The organism is Spiribacter aquaticus (assembly GCF_007625215.1).
Classification (GTDB): Bacteria; Pseudomonadota; Gammaproteobacteria; order Nitrococcales; family Nitrococcaceae; genus Spiribacter; species Spiribacter roseus.
In genome coordinates this window covers 42,599-59,457 of sequence record NZ_VMKP01000002.1, presented here as the reverse complement: position 1 = coordinate 59,457, position 16,859 = coordinate 42,599, and the positions used below count along the sequence as shown (strand labels likewise).

The window sequence follows — 16,859 nt, the reverse complement described above, 5'->3', positions numbered from 1 at the left end:
CGGCGGACATCACGCCCCGTGCGCCTTTTCAATTCAGACAACGCGGATACGAATGCCAGACAAGACCATTGCCGCCGAGGCGGCCCGCCGCCGGACCTTTGCCATCATCTCGCACCCCGATGCGGGTAAAACCACGGTCACTGAAAAGCTGCTGCTGTTTGGCGGTGCCATTCAGCTGGCGGGGACGGTGAAAGGGCGCAAGTCCAGTCGTCATGCGACCTCCGACTGGATGGAGATGGAAAAGGAACGCGGGATTTCCGTGACCTCATCGGTCATGCAGTTCGCCTATCGGGATCGCATGGTGAATCTGCTCGACACGCCGGGCCATGCCGACTTCTCCGAGGACACCTACCGCACGCTGACCGCGGTGGATTCGGCGTTGATGGTGATCGATGCCGCCAAGGGCGTTGAGGAGCGCACCATCAAGCTGATGGAAGTCTGCCGCCTGCGCACGACACCGATCATGACGTTCATGAACAAGCTCGACCGCGAGGGGCGCGACCCCATGGACCTGATGGACGAGGTCGAGCGGATCCTGCGCATGCGCTGCGCGCCGGTCACCTGGCCCATCGGCATGGGTAAGCGGTTTCGTGGCGTGTTCAATCTGCTCGATGACCGCGTACACCTGTTCGGCGCTCAGCATGCCGGCGGCATCGAGGCCGGGGAGACCATCGAGGGGATTGATAATCCGCGTCTTGATGAGGCCCTGGGCGAGCAGGCCGAGGAGCTTCGCGACGAGGTGGAACTGGTCCGCGAGGCGGGGAATGAATTTGATCGTGAGGCCTACCTCGCCGGTGAGCTGACCCCGGTTTTCTTTGGCTCGGCGGTCAACAACTTCGGACTCCAGGAACTGCTGGACCGGTTTGTCGAGCATGCCCCACCGCCGCAACCCCGCGCCGCCGAAACCCGCACGGTGGCCCCGGAGGAAACACCGCTGACCGGGTTTGTTTTCAAGATCCAGGCCAATATGGACCCCAATCATCGTGATCGCATCGCGTTCATGCGCGTCTGCTCGGGGGCGTTCGAGCGGGGCATGAAGGTCCGCCATGCGCGGATCGGCAAGGACGTGAAAATCGCCAACGCCATCACTTTTCTGGCCTCGGACCGTGAGCATGTTGAGACCGCCTATCCGGGGGACATCATCGGCCTGCACAACCACGGCACCATCCGCATCGGCGATACGTTCACCCAGGGTGAGTCACTGAAGTTCGAGGGCATTCCCAACTTTGCCCCGGAGTTGTTCCGCCGGGCGGTGCTCAAGGACCCCATGCGCATGAAAGCGCTGCAGAAAGGGTTGGTGGAGCTCTGCGAGGAAGGGGCATCACAGCTCTTCCGCCCGCTGATGGGCAACGACCTGATCGTCGGGGCGGTCGGTGCGCTGCAGTTCGATGTGGTGGCTCATCGCCTGCGCACGGAGTATGGCGTGGACTGCCAGTTCGAGCCGGTGAATGTGTCCACGGCGCGCTGGGTCTATAGCGATGACCCACGCCAGCTGGCGCGTTTTCAGGAGCGCCAGCTGGAGCACCTGGCGGAGGATGTCTCCGGGGCGCTGGCCTACATCGCGCCATCGCGGGTCAACCTGCAGCTCACCGAGGAACGCTGGCCGGATATCGAGTTCCGCGCAACCCGCGAGCACTAAGGCCTTGAAAATCGCGGTGGTATGCCGCCATGTCTAAAGCGTTACCAAAAACGTGGAGAACGACATGCGACGTGCACTGCTGATGTTGTTACTGCTGGCGCTGCCAATGGCCGGCCAGACACAGATTGTCGATGAGAACGGCAACACGCCAAGCCTCGCGCCTCTGGTCGAGGAGGTCTCGCCGGCGGTGGTGAACATCGCCACATCCGGCACGGTCGAGGCCGAATCCAACCCGCTTCTCAACGACCCATTCTTCCGGCGGTTCTTTGACGCCCCCGAACAGCCGCGCCAGCGCGAAGTGCAGTCGCTGGGCTCGGGTGTGGTGGTCAATGCCGATCAGGGCTATGTGCTGACCAACCATCATGTGATCGCCCAGGCCGATGAGATTACCGTGGCGTTCAATGACGGCCGCGAGCTGTCGGCGGAAATCGTCGGCTCCGATCCGGAGACGGATATCGCCGTGCTGCAGATCGACGCGGAGGAGTTGACCGCGCTGCCCATGGCGGACTCGGACAGCCTGCGGGTGGGCGACTACACCATGGCCATCGGCAACCCCTTCGGCCTTGATCACACCGTGACCACCGGTGTGGTAAGCGGCCTTGACCGGACGCTGCCGGGCAACAACGGGGCGCGCCTGCAGAGCTTCATCCAGACCGATGCGTCCATCAATCCGGGCAACTCCGGCGGTGCGTTGATCAATCTGCGCGGCGAGCTGGTGGGCATCAATACCGCGATTCTCTCGCGCAGCGGCGGCAATATCGGCATCGGCTTCGCCGTGCCTATGAACATGGCCCGTCAGGTCATGGACCAGATCATTGAATATGGCGAGGTACGGCGCGGCATTCTGGGCGTGCGCGTCCAGGACCTGACCGCCGAGATGGCCGAGGCCTTTGACATCGACCGCAACGACGGTGCCCTGATCAGCCAGGTGACCCCCAATTCGCCCGCGGCCGAGGCCGGCCTGCAGGCCGGCGACATTGTCATTGAGGTGAATGGCACGAGCATCCCCGATGCCAATGCCATGGCCAACGCGATTGGACTGCTCAGGATCGGTGATGCGGTCAGCATGACCTACGTCCGCGACGGGGAAACGCAGACCACCACGGCCACCGTGGCGGATCCCCAGTCGGGGGAGGTGAGTGCCGATGCGCTGCACCCGGGTCTGGCCGGTGCCACGTTCAGCGAGCTTGACGAGCGCTCGCCGCTGTTCGGTCAGGTCGAGGGCGTGCTGGTGACCGACGTCGCCCAGGGCAGCCGCGCCGCGGAGTACCTGCAGCCGGGCGATGTCATCACATCGGTCAACCGTGAGGCCGTGGATTCCATGGCTGCATTCCGCGCGCAGGTCGAGGGCAGCGAGCGGCTGCTGCTCAATGTCCGCCGCAATAACGGGGCATTCTTTGTCCTGATCCGCTGAGCCGGCGACGATCCGGCACTGAAAAAGGCGGGGCCCCACAGGGCACCCGCCTTTTTTGTGGGCCCAGGGTGGCGACCCGCCCTAGGCCTGATCGGTCTCCATGGTGGCGGAATAGCGCCCCTCCCGCGCCAGCGAATTGAGTCTGGCGCGGTGCAGGAAGGCCTGCTGGGCGGCCTCCTTATTCTGCGCGACGCCGGCCCAGGCGGCCTGGACCGGGTTCTGCAGGGCACGGCTGAACGAAAAGCTCATCACCCAGGGTTTGGGCCCCTCGGCCTGATTCATCGCATTGAGATGGGCGGTTGCTTCTTCGCTGGTCTGCCCGCCGGAGAGGAAGTTGATGCTCGGCACCGCCGCCGGCACCGTCCGTCGCAACACTCGCAGGGTCTCCTCGGCGCAGGTCTCCACCGCCGGGCGTGGCTGACCCTTGCCCGGCAGGACCATGTTGGGCTTGAGGATGATGGCTTCGAGCAGCACGCGATGACGGCGCAGCGCCTCGAACAGCGTGGCCTGAGCGGCCTCGGTGACCGCCGCACAGCGCGCCAGGTCATGGTCACCGTCCATCAGCACCTCGGGCTCGACGATCGGCACCATCCCGCGCGACTGGGCGATGGCGGCATAGCGGGCCAGCACCTCGGCATTCGCCTCGAGGGCCTGGCGGCTCGGCAGTTCCGGCGTGATCTGATAGAGGTTGCGCCACTTGGTAAAAAGCGCCCCCTGTTCGACATAGCCATCCAGCCGGTCGCCCAGGTTATCCAGGCCCTGGGTCACTTTCTCGCCATCGCTGCCGGCGAGTTCAACCGCGCCCTTATCCACCTTGATCCCGGGGACGATGTCCTGCGCCTCGCAGGCGGCGGGGATGAGCTGGCCCTCATCGGTGCGCTGGCCGAGGGTTTCCTCGAAAAAGATGATGCCGCCGACGTACTCGCCGATGCCCGGGGTGGTGGCGAGCAGGCTGCGGTAGAACCGTCGGGTCTCTTCGGTGGACTCGATGCCGAAATCGGACAGTCGCTTGGTGATGGTGGGGTAGCTTTCATCCGCCGCCAGAATGCCGCGTCCGGGGCGGGTCAACCGCTCGATGGTGTGTTGCATCTGTCCGATTCGATCCATGGTCTCAATCCTCCTTTTGGGGCAAGTCTAAAGATTATCGTGATTATCGCCTGTTCCGGCGTAGCGGCGCATCCACCGGCGGATCATCGCAAACATCACCAGCGTGAGCACGCCAAGCCCCGCTAGTACGATCAGACCGGTGAGATCCGGGTCGATCAGAAACCGCTTGGTCTGATTGCCCACCGCGGCGATGGCGGCAATGCCCGGGACGGTACCGATCAGTGTCCCATTCAGATACGCCCCGAAGCGGATGGACGAGGCCCCGGCCACCAGGCTGACGGCATGGAAGTGCGCCACCGGCAGTACGCGCAGGGCCGTCACGATCATGGTGCCGTGCTGGCCTGCCTGGGCGTTGAGGCGCCGGAGCGTACGCCCGCCCAGCCGCCGCATGGGCTCGGCGCCCAGCAGATGCCCCAGCAGGTAGCTGAAAAGCGCCGTCGACAGGGTGCCCGCCGTTGCCAGCGCAAACCCGCCCCAGGGCCCGTAGATGACGATCGTTGCGACCACCATGACGGTCAGCGGCACAAAGGCGACGCCGGCGGCGATGTATAACAGTAGAATGGCGGGGATCGCCCATGGCTGGGCGCGCAGCTCGGCGCCCAGGCGCAGCAGTTGATCGAGTTGGGTGTAGGCGCTGAGATCGCCGACCTGCCAGGCAACCGCCACGCCGATCAGGATCAGGACGGCCACCATCGCCCGCCATAGCAGTGGCCAGCGGCGCCGGATGGCTGCCCGCCATTCAGCCCGCGTCGGCATCATCGCGCAGGATACGGCCCCGAGAGCGCCGGATCCCGAAGGCCACCAGGGCAATCACGATGGGAATGGCCACGGCCGTGGCGATGCGCCCGTTGGCGAGAATGCCGGCCCCGGCCAGCCCGTCAAAGGCGTAGCTGATCAATGACACCGTGTAGTAGCTGAGGATGACCACCGAGAGCCCCTCGACGGTCTCCTGGAGGCGCAATTGCAGCCGGGCGCGTCGGTTCATTGACTCCAGCAGATCCCGGTTCTGCGCTTCCAGCGCCACATCCACCCGGGTTCGCAGCAGATTGGCACCGCGGCTGACCCGCTTGGAGATGCGCTCAAGGCGATCGCCGATGTGCACACAGGTATCCAGGGCGGGCGCCAGGCGGCGCTCCATGAACTCATCGAGGGTGCTGACCCCTTCGATGCGCTGCTCGCGCAGGACCTGCAGGCGGCGTCTGACCAGCATGCCGTAGGCCGCCGTCGCGCTGAAGCGGAAGTTGGTCCGGGCCATGAGCCGCTCGACCCGCGCGGACAGATCCGACAGGGCCGACAGCAGGTCGCGTTCGTCCGCCAGATCCGAGACATCGGATAGCTGATCCATCAGCGTCCCGAGCTGGGTCTCCATCTCGGTGATCTCCGGGGAGAGCTCCCGCGCCAGCGGGAAGCCGAGCAGCGCCATGAAACGGTAGGTTTCCAGCTCGAGCAGGCGCTGGACAAGCCGCCCGGCCTGCATGGGGTTGAGGCTTTCGTCGACCACCAGAAAGCGCAGAAAACCGTCGCGATCGGCCATGAAATCGGTCCATACCGATGCGGCACCGCCACTGCAGTAACTGCCGGCAAGGCTATCCGCCTGAAAGTACCGCCCCAGTGAATCGATATTCGTGGACACCCCATCGGCGCCCACCAGGGTGACGTGGGTCGCCGCCAGCAGCTCGCCGGGCAGTTGCGGCAGCCACTGGGTGGGCAGCTGTGTGCTCGCCGGCTCGGCGAATGGCTCGGACTCCGCACCGCTGACAAAGATGGTGTAGGTGGAAAACTCGGTGTGCCGCTCCCAGCGCAGGCGAAAGCCCCGGGCTTCCAGGGTGAAGTGGCCCGCTTCGGCATCCGGTGGGTCGATCCGCAGCCGCTCGCAGAGTGCGGTGAGGTGGGCGACTTCCTCGCTGCGGCCGCTGGTGCCGGTATGCATCAGCAGGTGTGAGACGCGAAGGGGGGCCTCCAGGCTCTCGAACGGCCGCGCATGCGCCTCTTTGAGCAGGGTGTCCCGAAGGGTGTGCGTGGTGATGCCGGTTTGACTGACCATGCTGGACGGAGGCCTTTTCTGCAGCTGCGCGCACGCTAGCGCCGAGCGGCGTCACAAGCAAGTGGCGTCGGCCCCGGCGCTCGACGTATCCTTACGCCATGGGACCCACAAACTTCAATGATAACCCGGTTGTACTGTCGATGCTCGTCGCCAATGGCGTCGGTTTTCTCGCGACCATGCTGTTCGGGCCGGGAATGATCGCCGGGCTCGGCCTGTGGCCGCTCGGCACCGAGGCGCTCAGTGCGCAGTACGTCGGCGGCGTACCCGGCTTTCAGATCTGGCAGCTCGTGACCTATGGCTTTCTGCATGGCGGTCTGCTGCATCTGTTCGTGAACATGTTCGCGCTGTGGATGTTCGGGACCAGCCTCGAGCGCTTCTGGGGATCGCGGCCGTTTCTCGGGTTCTATCTGGTGTGCCTGGTCGGCGCGGGGCTGATTCAGCTGGTGGTCGCGACGCTGGCGGCCGACTCAGGCAACCTCTATCCGACCATCGGCGCCTCCGGCGCGGTGTTCGGCATCCTCCTCGGTTTTGCCATGATGTTCCCGGAGCAGCAGTTGATGCTGCTGTTCCCGCCCATCCCCATCAAGGCGAAGTACTTTGTCCTGTTTTATGGGGCGTTCGAACTCTACGCCGGCGTCACCGGATCGATGTCGGGTGTGGCGCATTTCGCGCACCTTGGGGGCATGGCGTTCGGCTTTCTCATGATCACCTACTGGCGGGGGCGATTGCCCATCAAACCGCAGCGTCGGCTCATGCGCTGAGCCCGTGACGGTTTTCCACAGTACCTGTGGATAAGACTGTGGATGATTTCGCGATAAGCGGTCGGAACCCCTTGTAAGATGCGGTGTCACGACAAATTGATTGAATATTCACCAGTACTGCATTTTCCATTTATATCAGTAAGTTACCGGATAAACCGATGAATCCGTCTCGTCACAATCCCGCAACCTCCCGTCTTGCCCAGCCGTTTGCAATCGGCTTTGACGGCCCCGGCGATCTGTGCATAAAAGCCGGCGGGGTGGGGCGCTCATGAGCGAAACGGTCTTCCTCGACCGGGATACGCTGGATCGCGGCGACCTCGATCTGAGTGCCCTGGCGGACCTCAGCGACGCCTGGCGCCCGGTCGGCCGTACCGCGCCCGATGCGCTCAGTGAGACCATCGGTGAGGCGCGCATCGCCATCACCAATAAGTGTGTGATTGGTGCGCCCACGTTGGATGCCTGCCCGCAGCTTGCGCTGATCAATGTGGTGGCGACTGGCGTGAACAACATCGACGTCGAGGCCGCCCGGGCCCGCGGCGTCACCGTGACCCATTGCCGCGGTTATGGCACCGAAGCGGTGAGTCAGCACGCGATCACACTCATGCTGGCGCTATCCACCCGGCTGGTGGACTACCACCAGGCCGTCCAGCGCGGACGCTGGGCCCAGTCGCCGGACTTCTGCCTGCTTGACTACCCGATCCGCGAGCTTGCCGGGCAGACGCTGGTGGTGGTGGGTTATGGCGATCTGGGGGCGGAGGTGGCCCATAAGGCCGAAGCCCTGGGCATGACCGTCCAGCTTGCCGAACGCCCGGGCGTCGCGGACCCGCGCCCGGGCCGGCTGTCGTTCGAGGCGGGGGTCGAGTGCGCCGATGTCCTGACGCTGCACTGTCCGCTGACTGACGCCACTCACCGGATGATCGACGCCCGCGTCCTCGGGCGCATGAAATCCACCGCGCTTCTGATCAATACCGCCCGCGGTGGGCTGATTGACGAGCCGGCACTGGCGCATGCGCTGCGCACGGGCGGGATCGGCGGGGCAGGGCTGGACGTTCTATCCGCTGAACCACCGGTCAATGGCAATCCATTGCTCGCGCCCGGGCTGCCGAACCTGATCATCACGCCGCACAGTGCGTGGGGCAGCCGGCGCGCCCGTCAGCGGATCGTCGAGCAGAGTATCGAGAACCTGCGCGCCTGGATGGCCGGTGCGCCCATAAGGTGTGTGACATGAACCCAAAAGGAGCCGACATGCACGAAGGCGTTGTCGTGATCACGGGCGCCGGCACGGGGATCGGCCGGGCGCTGGCCATACATTACGCGGCCAGGGCCCAGCCGGTGCTTGCCATCGGCCGGCGCGAGGCGCCGCTGCAGGCATTGGCGGATGAATATCCGCTGGTCCGCGCCGTGCCGGCGGATGTGGCCAGCGATGCCGGCCGCGCGGCAATCATCGAGGCGCTGGGCGATCAGCCGATCCGCGCACTGGTTCATAACGCCGGGGTCCTGGAGCCGGTGGGTCCGCTGCTCGAGCAGTCGGCCGAGGCGCTCCGCAGCCATCTGGCCATCAATCTGGAAGGCCCGATTGCGCTCAGTCGGGCGTTGCGGGGGCGAATGGCCAACAATGGCCGCATCCTGCACGTGTCATCGGGCGCCGCGCACCGGGCCATGCCGGGTTGGGGCGCGTACTGCATCAGCAAGGCCGCGCTGCATATGGCCTATCAGGTGCTCAAGGCCGAGATGGGCAACGCCGCGGTGCATGTCGGGAGTCTGCGCCCGGGCGTGGTGGATACGCCGATGCAGTCGCTGATCCGCTCGCAATCCGTCGATGACTTTCCAGCGGTAGAGAACTTTCGCGCGCTCAAGGCCAACGATGCCCTGACGGCGCCCGCGCAGGTGGCCACGTTCATGGCGGCGGTCCTGGCGCTGCCGGGCGAGCGTTTCAGCGAACAGGAGTGGGACATCCGGGAGCACTGGGATCAGGTGGTCGATGGTTGAAAGTGGCGGTCGCACGGGGGTTGAGCCATTACCGGTGTGTCATATATTTAACATAATATATATTATGCGCATTAATGGTTGGCTGGGATAAAACCTCGCCCGCTTCTGAGCCGGCCCCGACCTTGTTAACCTGTTCTGCCATGGCGCTCAATTTTCACGAATGGCTGCTCACCGAATCAGTGCGACTTCATGAGCAGCAGCACGGTCGCCGCCGCGACGATGAAACGGCCAACGCCGTGGCACGCTCGACCCATGGCGCAATGACCGATCAGCTGGCGGCCCGCGCGTCGACACTGCCGCTGGCATCGGGTACCGCCGCGGATGTCCGGCGCCTGCAGCTTGGCGCCGCTGGCGCCGTCAGCCTGGTGATCATCGGCGCCGCCTTCGCGGGGATGCTGGTTGCCCGATCCAGTCTCCAGCCGGAAGGCATCGACACTCAGACGGCCGAGCTGGCGCTTGTGGGCCTTCCCACCCTTGCCCTGCTGGGGTGGCTTGCGGCGACGACCGTTCGTCGCCTACGGGGCCTTAACGGCGGTCTTGCGGGGGCTGTTGCGCGCATCGCCCTTGAATCCCTTGGTCCACGATGGCTGCGCGGTGATCTGGCGGCGGATGTGACCCGTGCCGGGGTCTATCTGCTGCGAACGCGTGGCGGTCAGGCGTGCCTGGCGGCGGCGGTGCATGCGACATGGCTCGCTTATACGGGCGCGGCCGTCGCGGCTTTACTCAGCGCCGGCTCCGGGCTGGCACCGACCACTCAGATCGCGCTCTACGCGGCGCTGCCGCGGTTGCTCCTGATGCTGGGCTACACCGCTGTCGCGGGCTATCACAGTCAGCGCATGACGCTGGATGTCACGCTGCCGGGCTACCTGCAGCTGCGCGACCGGGTGCATGCCGGCTCGGTCCCGGCCAATCAGTCCGAGGCGCCGATGGCGACCCTGCCGCGCGCCCCGCGTCAGGCCGATGAAACCGCCAGCGGCCCAGTGGGGGTATTTGCCGCTGAGCGCACCGCCGATGATCTTCAGGCCGCCGTGCCCGATCTCGACGCTGCGGTCCTGGGATCGGTGGATACCCGATCCGAGCGCCGCGCCCTCGCCTCGGCGTTGCGTGAGCGCCCGCACCCGCCACCCGGGCTGCTCGCCACCTGCTCGGTGCTGCGCACGCCCGACACCGGCACGGCGCAGATCCTCGGCGACATGGCCGAGACGGCCGGCGCGCCGCTCATTCTTGTGCTGCACGACCGCCTTGCGCTTCTGGAGCGCGGCGGCGATCCCGACGCCCGTATCGCCGACTGGCACCGGCTCGCTGATTCCATCGGCGCCGATTGTGTCGTATTCGATCATCATCAACCGGATCCGGCGGCGATTGCCTCCATTCGCCAATGGACCCATGACGCGGAGGCCTCATGACCGACGCCGACCCCCTCGACATCGGAATCGTCGGGCACACCAACGCCGGCAAGACCTCACTGGTGCGCACGCTCACGCGTAACCGCAATTTCGGCGAGGTCGAGGACCGCGGTGGCACCACCCGCCGGGTGTCGGCGGCAACGCTGGATGATGGCGAGGCCACCCGCCTGCGGCTGTGGGATTCGCCGGGTCTGGAGAACGCGCCGGCGCTGCTCGAGCATCTCGATGAATCAAGCACCGAGCGCCATGACGGGCTGGCCGCCCTGCGCCGGCTACTCGACGATGCCGATATCGTCCGTCGGTTTCCCGAGGAAACCCGGGTCCTCGAGCTGACCCTGAGCTGCGATGGCCTGCTCTATGTGATTGACGTCCGCGAACCCGTGCTCGAGAAGTACAAGGACGAGCTCGCGGTCCTCGCCGCCAGCGCGCGTCCGATCATCGCCGTGCTCAACTTCGTGGCGGCGGATGACAGCCGTGAGTCGGAATGGCGCGACGCCCTCGCCCGCGTGACGCTGCACACCGTCGTCGCTTTTGATGCGCGGGTGCGGAGCTTTGAAACCGAGTTGCAGCTCTACCGTAAGATTGCCAGCCAACTCAATGATTTTGAACCGACGATCGAGGCCTGGATCGCCCACCGTGAGAGCGAGGAAGCCCATTGCCGGGCCGCCGCCCGCGAGACCATCGCCACCCTGTTGGTGGATGCCGCCGCGGCCCAGCGCGCCATCCAGCCCACTGACCCCAACGGCCCGGACCCCTCGCTGGAGGCCCTCCGCGAGGCCATTCGGGCCCGCGAACAGGTCTGCAGCGAAACGCTGCTGGGCCTCTACGCGTTCGCCGACGAGGACTATGAGGATCAGGACTGGCCACTGGCGAGTGGTTACTGGCCGGATGATGTCTTCAATGCCGACTCGCTCAAGCGCTACGCCCGCCAGACCGCCATCTATGCGGGTATTGGCGTGGTACTGGGTGGCGCCCTGGGGCTCGCCACCGGCCTGATGGGCACCCGGACCGGGCTGTTGCTGGGGCTGCTGGTGGGCACCGGGGTCGGCGCGGCCGTGGCCTTTGGCCCGCCGTTATGGCGACGGTCCTACGGTCAGCAGCCGGTCTGCGTGAGTGATGAGACACTCGAGCGGCTCACCGCCCGCCAGCTGCATCTGATCAGCGCCCTCAACCACCGCGGGCATGCCACCACCGATACCCTCGCCGGCGCGCAGTCGGCGCTTTTCGAGAACAGCGAGCGGGTGGCACTGTTGCGCGAGGCGCGCCGTCATCCGGAATGGTCATCGCTGAATGCGGCCTTCCGCGATACCGCGCGACGCAACGAGGTGATCGCGCGGATCAGCGCGAGCCTGCCCGACTTCTACATCGATTGACCGTCCGGCGGCTGGCCGCCGGCATCCGGTGTTTCGACGAACAATCGGTGCCAGCCGAGCAGGCCCTCGAGGCGCACCGTCAGCGTTTGCACGCCCTCCGCAAGGGGCGCCGCGAGGTAAACATGGATCCCGTCCACCGTCTTCAGGCGGTAGGCGTCGGCGTCGGCCGCTGCCGGTGGCCCGGGTTCGGCCACCGGCAGCCGTGCCGTGCCGCCGCAGCAACCATGCCGCGGCGCGGACCGGAGCGTGACGGCGCCCCCGTGCCCCGCCAGCCAGCGCCGGGCGCGCGGGTCGATGCGAACGCCTGCCGAGTCCATTCCCTAGGACGTCGCCGTGGCGGGCGCCGCACGCTCGAACATCGGCCGGGTCCGGTTGGCGACCTTGACCAGCGCCAGCATCAGCGGCACCTCGACAAGCACCCCGACGACGGTCGCGAGCGCCGCCCCCGAATGGACGCCGAACAGGCCGATGGCGGCGGCCACCGCCAGTTCAAAGAAATTGCTCGCGCCGATCATCGCCCCCGGTGCGGCGATGGCATGCGGCACACCCCAGCGCTGCGCCCACAGATAGGCGATGGCGAAGATCAGCACGGTCTGGACGATTAGCGGGACGGCGATCAGGGCGATATGCAGGGGGTTCTGGAGGATGACTTCACCCTGGAAGGCGAACAGCAGCACCAGCGTGGCGATCAGGCCGATGGGTGTGACCGGCGCGAGCCGGCGCATGAATGTCTCATCAAACCAGGCCTGGCCCCGCCGCCGGATCACCATCACCCGGGTCAGGTAGCCGGCGGCCAGCGGGATGACGATGTACATCAGCACCGAGAGCAGCATCGTCGCCCAGGGCACCTCGATGCTTGAAAGGCCCAGCAGCAGCATCACGATGGGTGCGAACGCCACCAGCATGATCAGATCGTTGAGCGAGACCTGCACGAGCGTATAGGCCGGGTCCCCGCGGGTCAGGTAGCTCCAGACGAACACCATCGCCGTACACGGTGCGGCGCCCAGCAGGATGGCTCCCGCCAGATACTCCCGGGCGCGCTCCGCGGCAATGAACGGCTCGAACAGGATCAGCAGAAAAAGACCGGCAATCAGGAACATGCTGAACGGTTTGATCAGCCAGTTGACGGTGGTGGTGATGATCAACCCGCGCGGTTGGCGCCGCACGCCCAGAATCGACGAAAAATCGATCTGCACCATCATGGGAAAGATCATCGCCCAGATCAGCACTGCGATGGAGATCGAGACCTGGGCGTATTCGAACTGCGACAGCGTGGCCGGCACCGCGGGTGCGAGCTGGCCGAGGGCCACGCCCGCGGCGATCGCGAGCGCCACCCAGACCGACAGGTAGCGCTCGAAAAAACCCATGCCCTCGCGGATATCCGGCGCCGACGGCGTCGCCTGCGGATCAGCACTCATGCGGGAATTATCCTTATATGCTGGTATGCGTATGTCCGGATAAGTCTAAGCGCTGCGCCGCTGTCATCGCAAACCCCGTCGGACCGACCGACGTGACTGGCCAATGGCCGCCGACCCCGCGATAATGCACCGCTGATGCAGCCCGAGACGCCCATGGCCAGTAATGACGACACCACGCTGATCCGCACCGTGCGGGTCGGCGGCACGACTTTCACCCTGCTCGGGACCGCCCATGTCTCGCCACAGAGTATCGCGGATGTGCGCCGCGAGGTGGACCGCGGTGACTACGATACGATCGCCGTCGAACTCTGCGACAGTCGCTATCAGAACCTCATGGACCCACAGGCCGTCGAGCAGATGGATCTGTTTGAGATCCTGCGCAGCGGCAAGGCCGGCATGGTGATCGCGAGTCTGGCGTTGGGGGCCTATCAGCAGCGTCTCGCCGATCAGTTTGATATCCGCCCCGGCGCTGAGCTCGAGGCCGCCATTCACGGTGGCCGCCGTCGCCGCCTGCCGGTCTGGCGCATCGATCGCGACATCGGGACGACCCTCAAGCGGGTTTACCGCAACGTCCCCTGGTGGCAGCGGCCGTCGCTGTTCACGGGTCTGATCGGCAGCCTGCTCTCGCGCGATCAGGTCAGCGCGGATGACATCGAGCGACTCAAGCAGGGCGACATGCTGGAGTCGACCTTCAGCGAGTTCGCGGCCGGCTCGGCGCGCCTGTTCGAGCCGCTCATCAGCGAGCGCGACCGGTACATGGCCGCGCAGCTGCTGGCCAACATCCAGGCCGCGGAGACGACACCCCGCTCGGTCCTGGTGGTGGTGGGCGCGGGCCATCTGAGCGGGCTCGAGCAGGCGCTCAGTGACGACATCGACGATCCGGCCGCGGAATCCCGACGACTCGAGCAGGTCCCGCCCCGGTCACGCTGGCCCAAGGTCCTGCCCTGGGTGGTGGTGGCGATCATTCTCACCGGCTTCGCCATCGGCTTTGGCCGCAGCAGCGAACTGGGCTGGCAACTGGTCGGCGACTGGGTGCTGATCAATGGCAGCCTCTGCGCGTTGGGCACCGCCCTCGCCCGGGGTCATCCGTTTACGGTGATCGGTTCGTTTGTCGCCGCGCCGCTGACATCGCTCAACCCCACCATCGGGGCGGGTTTCGTGGCCGCGGCGATTGAGCTGATGAGCCGCCGACCGCGGGTGGAGGACTTTCGTGGGCTGCGCGAAGCGGTGGCGGACTGGCGCGGCTGGTGGCGCAACCGGGTCGCGCGGACGCTGCTGGTTTTTCTGTTCGCAACGCTCGGCTCGGCGGCGGGCACCTATCTGGCGGGCTTTCGGATCATCGGGCAGCTCGTGTGAAGCACGCGAAGAAGTTCTCGGCGGTCTGATCGGCCACTGCCGCCGGCGACAGGCCCTTGAGCTCGGCCAGGCATTCGATCACTGAGTGCACCCAAGCGGGCCGGTTCTCCTGGCCGCGGTGCGGCACCGGGGCCAGGTAGGGGCAGTCGGTTTCCACCAGCAGTCGGTCCATGGGCAGTGCCCGGGCGGTGGCGCGCAGCGACTCCGCGCGCCGGAAGGTCAGAATCCCCGATAGCGAGAGATAGAACCCCAGATCAAGCAGCCCGCGGGCCGTGGCTTCATCCTCGACAAAGCAGTGGATGACGCCACCCACCGTCTCCGCTCCGCTCTCGCGCAGAATGGCGAGCGTATCCGCGGGCGCCTGGCGGCTGTGGACGATGATCGGTCGGCCCGAGAGGCGCGCCGCCTCGATATGCCGGCGAAACCGGTCCTGCTGCCAGGTGTAGTCCCCCGGGCCATCGCCATAATCGAGCCCCGTCTCGCCGATCGCCACCACCCGTGGGTGATCGGCCATGGCGGCCAGTGCCGGGGCATCCGGATCCTCGCCGCGGCCGCAGGGATGCACCCCTACCGAGGTGTAGACGTCATTATGGCGCTCGCTGAAGGCCGTCAATCGGTCGCGTTCCTCCACCGCGACCGCCACATTCAGGAACGCATCCACGCCCGCTGCCCGGGCCTCGGCCAGCGCGGCATCGGCGCTCTCCGGTCGCTCGAGCAGATGGAAGTGGCAATGTGAATCCACAATCATGGTCGCCTCCAGGTCAGGAACAGGGCCTCGATGGACAGTTCGCGGCTGAGCGGTTGTTCGGCGGCTTCACGCAGTGGCAGGAGATCCCCCTGGATGCGGGCGAGACGTGTGCTGTCGAGCAGCGTCTGAAGCCCCTCGAGCGCCGGGTGACCACTCAGCCGCTGACGGGGATCGGTCGCGCCACGCATCAATTGAATGGCGAGCTGCTGCATGAGCCGTGTGGTCTCGAGCGCGCCCACCGGGCGCCAGTCAGTGGCGGCCGCCACCGCACTCTGGTGCCCCTGGATGACGGCAGCCAGCGCAGCGGCCAGCGCCTCGAAGCGTTGCATGCCCTTCTCGGCCGCCAGCTGGCGGGCGGTGAGCGGGCTGCCGCCCGCCAATGCAAGCAATGCCTCCGGCGCGCTCACGCCCTGCGCCTGCAACCAAGCCCGGGCGCTTGCCTGTGGCGGAATGCCGAGGCGCTCGTACTGGCAGCGGCTGCGGATGGTCGCACTCAGGCGCCCGGGTTGATGGCTGACCAGGATGAGCACCATGCCAGCCGGCGGTTCCTCGAGGGTCTTGAGCAGCGCGTTGGCCGCGTGGCGGTTCATCGCCTCAGCCGGGGTCAGGACCACCACCCGGCGGCGGTTGTGCTGACTGGTGTGATGACTGAATTCCGTCAGCGCCCGGGTGGCTTCGATCTTGAGGATGCCGCTGCCCCCCTCGGCGGGCTCGACAATCTGATAGTCGGGATGACTGCCGGCCCGCCGCAGCCGGCAGTCCCGGCAGTCATCACAGGCGCGGGTGTCCACCGGCTGACTGCAGAGCAGCCGCGCCGCCATGGCTTCGGCCAGCCCCCGTTTGCCGGTCCCCGCCGGCCCACCGAGCAGCACGGCATGGGGCACGCGATTGGCCTCGATGCTCGCCGCGAATCGCTCCCAGGCGCGCTGCTGCCAGGGCATGGGGCGGGTTGTATGGGCATCAACGCCAGCGGGCTCAGTCATCATAGTGCTCGTCGAGGAGGGTCTCGATGGCCGCGCCCACCCGGGCCAGCGATTGCGTGGCATCCACCCGAGCGATGCGGGCGGGATCGGCGTTCGCGAGCTCGGCATAGGCCGCCCGCACCGCCTCAAAAAAACGCGCCCGTTCGGACTCGAACCGGTCGGGCGCGCTGCGCCCCGCCGCCCGTGCCAGCCCGGTCGCCACAGGCAGGTCCAGCCACAGGGTCAGTCCCGGTTGCAGGTCGCCGAGCAGCCAGTCGGCCAGCGCCCTCACCCGCTCGATGCCCAGACCACGCCCGCCGCCCTGATAGGCCAGACTGGCATCGGTGAATCGATCGCAGATCACCCACTGCCCGGCCTGCAGAGCCGGCTGGATGACGGTCCGTACATGCTCGGCGCGGGCGGCGAACATCAACAGCACCTCCGCCTCGGCACTCATCCCGGCCTCCCGATGGCCCAGCAGCACCTCGCGCAGCTCCTCGCCCAGCGCGGTCCCGCCGGGCTCCCGCGTGACCACCGGCTCCCCCCCGTGCGCGGTCACCCAATCACGGATGACCGCCAGTGCCGAGCTCTTGCCGGCACCTTCGGTCCCCTCGACGGTGATCAGGCGGCCCGTGTCCATGG

Annotated in this window: 16 protein-coding genes; 8 read left to right on the top strand and 8 right to left on the bottom strand. The window is 66.4% G+C overall.

Translation table 11 applies throughout. The annotated features are described in order from the left end of the window. The first annotated feature begins 52 nt into the window (after nt 1-52). Both FPL11_RS03585 and FPL11_RS03580 read left to right on the top strand, forming a co-directional pair. Nucleotides 53-1,639 (top strand): peptide chain release factor 3, encoded by a 1,587-nt coding sequence (locus FPL11_RS03585; RefSeq protein ID WP_144347377.1) that lies wholly within the window; start codon nt 53-55, stop codon nt 1,637-1,639. A 64-nt stretch (nt 1,640-1,703) separates the two neighbouring features. Then, a complete protein-coding gene (locus tag FPL11_RS03580) occupies nt 1,704-3,053 on the top strand; it encodes a DegQ family serine endoprotease (protein ID WP_144347375.1) in 1,350 nt (449 codons plus the stop codon). An 81-nt stretch (nt 3,054-3,134) separates the two neighbouring features. Here FPL11_RS03580 and FPL11_RS03575 read toward each other — a convergent pair whose 3' ends face one another. Genes FPL11_RS03575 through FPL11_RS03565 form a run of 3 tightly spaced genes read right to left on the bottom strand, consistent with a single transcriptional unit; the run spans nt 3,135 to nt 6,204 of the window. Then, nucleotides 3,135-4,160, bottom strand: a complete 1,026-nt coding sequence (locus tag FPL11_RS03575) for a class I fructose-bisphosphate aldolase (RefSeq protein ID WP_144347373.1) — start codon at nt 4,158-4,160, stop codon at nt 3,135-3,137. A gap of 27 nt (nt 4,161-4,187) precedes the next feature. Further along, complete coding sequence (locus tag FPL11_RS03570; RefSeq protein WP_159308473.1) at nt 4,188-4,916, bottom strand: TVP38/TMEM64 family protein; 729 nt, start codon at nt 4,914-4,916, stop codon at nt 4,188-4,190. Beyond that, on the bottom strand, nt 4,900-6,204 hold the full coding sequence (locus FPL11_RS03565) for a DUF3422 family protein (RefSeq protein WP_144347369.1): 1,305 nt from the start codon (nt 6,202-6,204) through the stop codon (nt 4,900-4,902). Before FPL11_RS03565 ends, FPL11_RS03570 begins: the two co-directional genes overlap by 17 nt. Nucleotides 6,205-6,302: 98 nt before the next feature. Between FPL11_RS03565 and FPL11_RS03560 the strand changes: the two genes are divergently transcribed. The 5 genes from FPL11_RS03560 to FPL11_RS03540 all read left to right on the top strand — a co-directional run bounded on the left by FPL11_RS03560 (nt 6,303) and on the right by FPL11_RS03540 (nt 11,733). Beyond that, nucleotides 6,303-6,965, top strand: a complete 663-nt coding sequence (locus tag FPL11_RS03560; protein ID WP_144347367.1) for a rhomboid family intramembrane serine protease — start codon at nt 6,303-6,305, stop codon at nt 6,963-6,965. Nucleotides 6,966-7,233: 268 nt separating this feature from the next. Next, the gene (locus FPL11_RS03555; RefSeq protein WP_144347365.1) at nt 7,234-8,193 is read left to right on the top strand and encodes a D-2-hydroxyacid dehydrogenase; all 960 of its coding nucleotides are present in this window, start codon (nt 7,234-7,236) and stop codon (nt 8,191-8,193) included. Beyond that, nucleotides 8,190-8,954 (top strand): SDR family NAD(P)-dependent oxidoreductase, encoded by a 765-nt coding sequence (locus tag FPL11_RS03550; protein WP_235013442.1) that lies wholly within the window; start codon nt 8,190-8,192, stop codon nt 8,952-8,954. The genes FPL11_RS03555 and FPL11_RS03550 overlap by 4 nt, the downstream gene beginning before the upstream one ends. Nucleotides 8,955-9,094: 140 nt before the next feature. After that, nucleotides 9,095-10,360 carry a DUF2868 domain-containing protein gene (locus FPL11_RS03545; protein WP_159308474.1) on the top strand — a complete coding sequence of 422 codons (1,266 nt, stop codon included), beginning with the start codon at nt 9,095-9,097 and terminating at the stop codon, nt 10,358-10,360. Beyond that, on the top strand, nt 10,357-11,733 hold the full coding sequence (locus tag FPL11_RS03540) for a GTPase/DUF3482 domain-containing protein (protein WP_144347361.1): 1,377 nt from the start codon (nt 10,357-10,359) through the stop codon (nt 11,731-11,733). Before FPL11_RS03545 ends, FPL11_RS03540 begins: the two co-directional genes overlap by 4 nt. Here the strand turns inward: FPL11_RS03540 and FPL11_RS03535 are convergent. Both FPL11_RS03535 and arsB read right to left on the bottom strand, forming a co-directional pair. Beyond that, the gene (locus tag FPL11_RS03535; protein ID WP_144347359.1) at nt 11,721-12,050 is read right to left on the bottom strand and encodes a CC/Se motif family (seleno)protein; all 330 of its coding nucleotides are present in this window, start codon (nt 12,048-12,050) and stop codon (nt 11,721-11,723) included. The genes FPL11_RS03540 and FPL11_RS03535 overlap by 13 nt on opposite strands. Before the next feature lie 3 nt (nt 12,051-12,053). After that, nucleotides 12,054-13,151: an ACR3 family arsenite efflux transporter gene (gene arsB, locus FPL11_RS03530; protein ID WP_200833590.1), complete on the bottom strand. Its 1,098-nt coding sequence runs from the start codon at nt 13,149-13,151 to the stop codon at nt 12,054-12,056. A gap of 153 nt (nt 13,152-13,304) precedes the next feature. Between arsB and FPL11_RS03525 the strand changes: the two genes are divergently transcribed. Then, on the top strand, nt 13,305-14,507 hold the full coding sequence (locus FPL11_RS03525; RefSeq protein ID WP_144347893.1) for a TraB/GumN family protein: 1,203 nt from the start codon (nt 13,305-13,307) through the stop codon (nt 14,505-14,507). Here the strand turns inward: FPL11_RS03525 and FPL11_RS03520 are convergent. The 3 genes from FPL11_RS03520 to tmk are packed head-to-tail and all read right to left on the bottom strand — an operon-like array spanning nt 14,488 to nt 16,857. Beyond that, nucleotides 14,488-15,255, bottom strand: coding sequence for a TatD family hydrolase (locus tag FPL11_RS03520; RefSeq protein WP_144347357.1), 768 nt, complete (start codon nt 15,253-15,255; stop codon nt 14,488-14,490). The genes FPL11_RS03525 and FPL11_RS03520 overlap by 20 nt on opposite strands. After that, nucleotides 15,252-16,238, bottom strand: a complete 987-nt coding sequence (gene holB / locus FPL11_RS03515; protein WP_159308475.1) for a DNA polymerase III subunit delta' — start codon at nt 16,236-16,238, stop codon at nt 15,252-15,254. Before holB ends, FPL11_RS03520 begins: the two co-directional genes overlap by 4 nt. Then, complete coding sequence (gene tmk / locus FPL11_RS03510; RefSeq protein WP_144347353.1) at nt 16,231-16,857, bottom strand: dTMP kinase; 627 nt, start codon at nt 16,855-16,857, stop codon at nt 16,231-16,233. Before tmk ends, holB begins: the two co-directional genes overlap by 8 nt. Nucleotides 16,858-16,859 lie beyond the last annotated feature (2 nt).

Bases quoted from the DNA above. Each gene is read 5' to 3' on its own strand.
- FPL11_RS03585 (WP_144347377.1), top strand. From the start codon at position 53: ATGCCAGACAAGACCATTGCCGCCGAGGCGGCCCGCCGCCGGACCTTT.
- FPL11_RS03580 (WP_144347375.1), top strand. From the start codon at position 1,704: ATGCGACGTGCACTGCTGATGTTGTTACTGCTGGCGCTGCCAATGGCC.
- FPL11_RS03575 (WP_144347373.1), bottom strand. From the start codon at position 4,160: ATGGATCGAATCGGACAGATGCAACACACCATCGAGCGGTTGACCCGC.
- FPL11_RS03570 (WP_159308473.1), bottom strand. From the start codon at position 4,916: ATGCCGACGCGGGCTGAATGGCGGGCAGCCATCCGGCGCCGCTGGCCA.
- FPL11_RS03565 (WP_144347369.1), bottom strand. From the start codon at position 6,204: ATGGTCAGTCAAACCGGCATCACCACGCACACCCTTCGGGACACCCTG.
- FPL11_RS03560 (WP_144347367.1), top strand. From the start codon at position 6,303: ATGGGACCCACAAACTTCAATGATAACCCGGTTGTACTGTCGATGCTC.
- FPL11_RS03555 (WP_144347365.1), top strand. From the start codon at position 7,234: ATGAGCGAAACGGTCTTCCTCGACCGGGATACGCTGGATCGCGGCGAC.
- FPL11_RS03550 (WP_235013442.1), top strand. From the start codon at position 8,190: ATGAACCCAAAAGGAGCCGACATGCACGAAGGCGTTGTCGTGATCACG.
- FPL11_RS03545 (WP_159308474.1), top strand. From the start codon at position 9,095: ATGGCGCTCAATTTTCACGAATGGCTGCTCACCGAATCAGTGCGACTT.
- FPL11_RS03540 (WP_144347361.1), top strand. From the start codon at position 10,357: ATGACCGACGCCGACCCCCTCGACATCGGAATCGTCGGGCACACCAAC.
- FPL11_RS03535 (WP_144347359.1), bottom strand. From the start codon at position 12,050: ATGGACTCGGCAGGCGTTCGCATCGACCCGCGCGCCCGGCGCTGGCTG.
- arsB (WP_200833590.1), bottom strand. From the start codon at position 13,151: ATGAGTGCTGATCCGCAGGCGACGCCGTCGGCGCCGGATATCCGCGAG.
- FPL11_RS03525 (WP_144347893.1), top strand. From the start codon at position 13,305: ATGGCCAGTAATGACGACACCACGCTGATCCGCACCGTGCGGGTCGGC.
- FPL11_RS03520 (WP_144347357.1), bottom strand. From the start codon at position 15,255: ATGATTGTGGATTCACATTGCCACTTCCATCTGCTCGAGCGACCGGAG.
- holB (WP_159308475.1), bottom strand. From the start codon at position 16,238: ATGACTGAGCCCGCTGGCGTTGATGCCCATACAACCCGCCCCATGCCC.
- tmk (WP_144347353.1), bottom strand. From the start codon at position 16,857: ATGGACACGGGCCGCCTGATCACCGTCGAGGGGACCGAAGGTGCCGGC.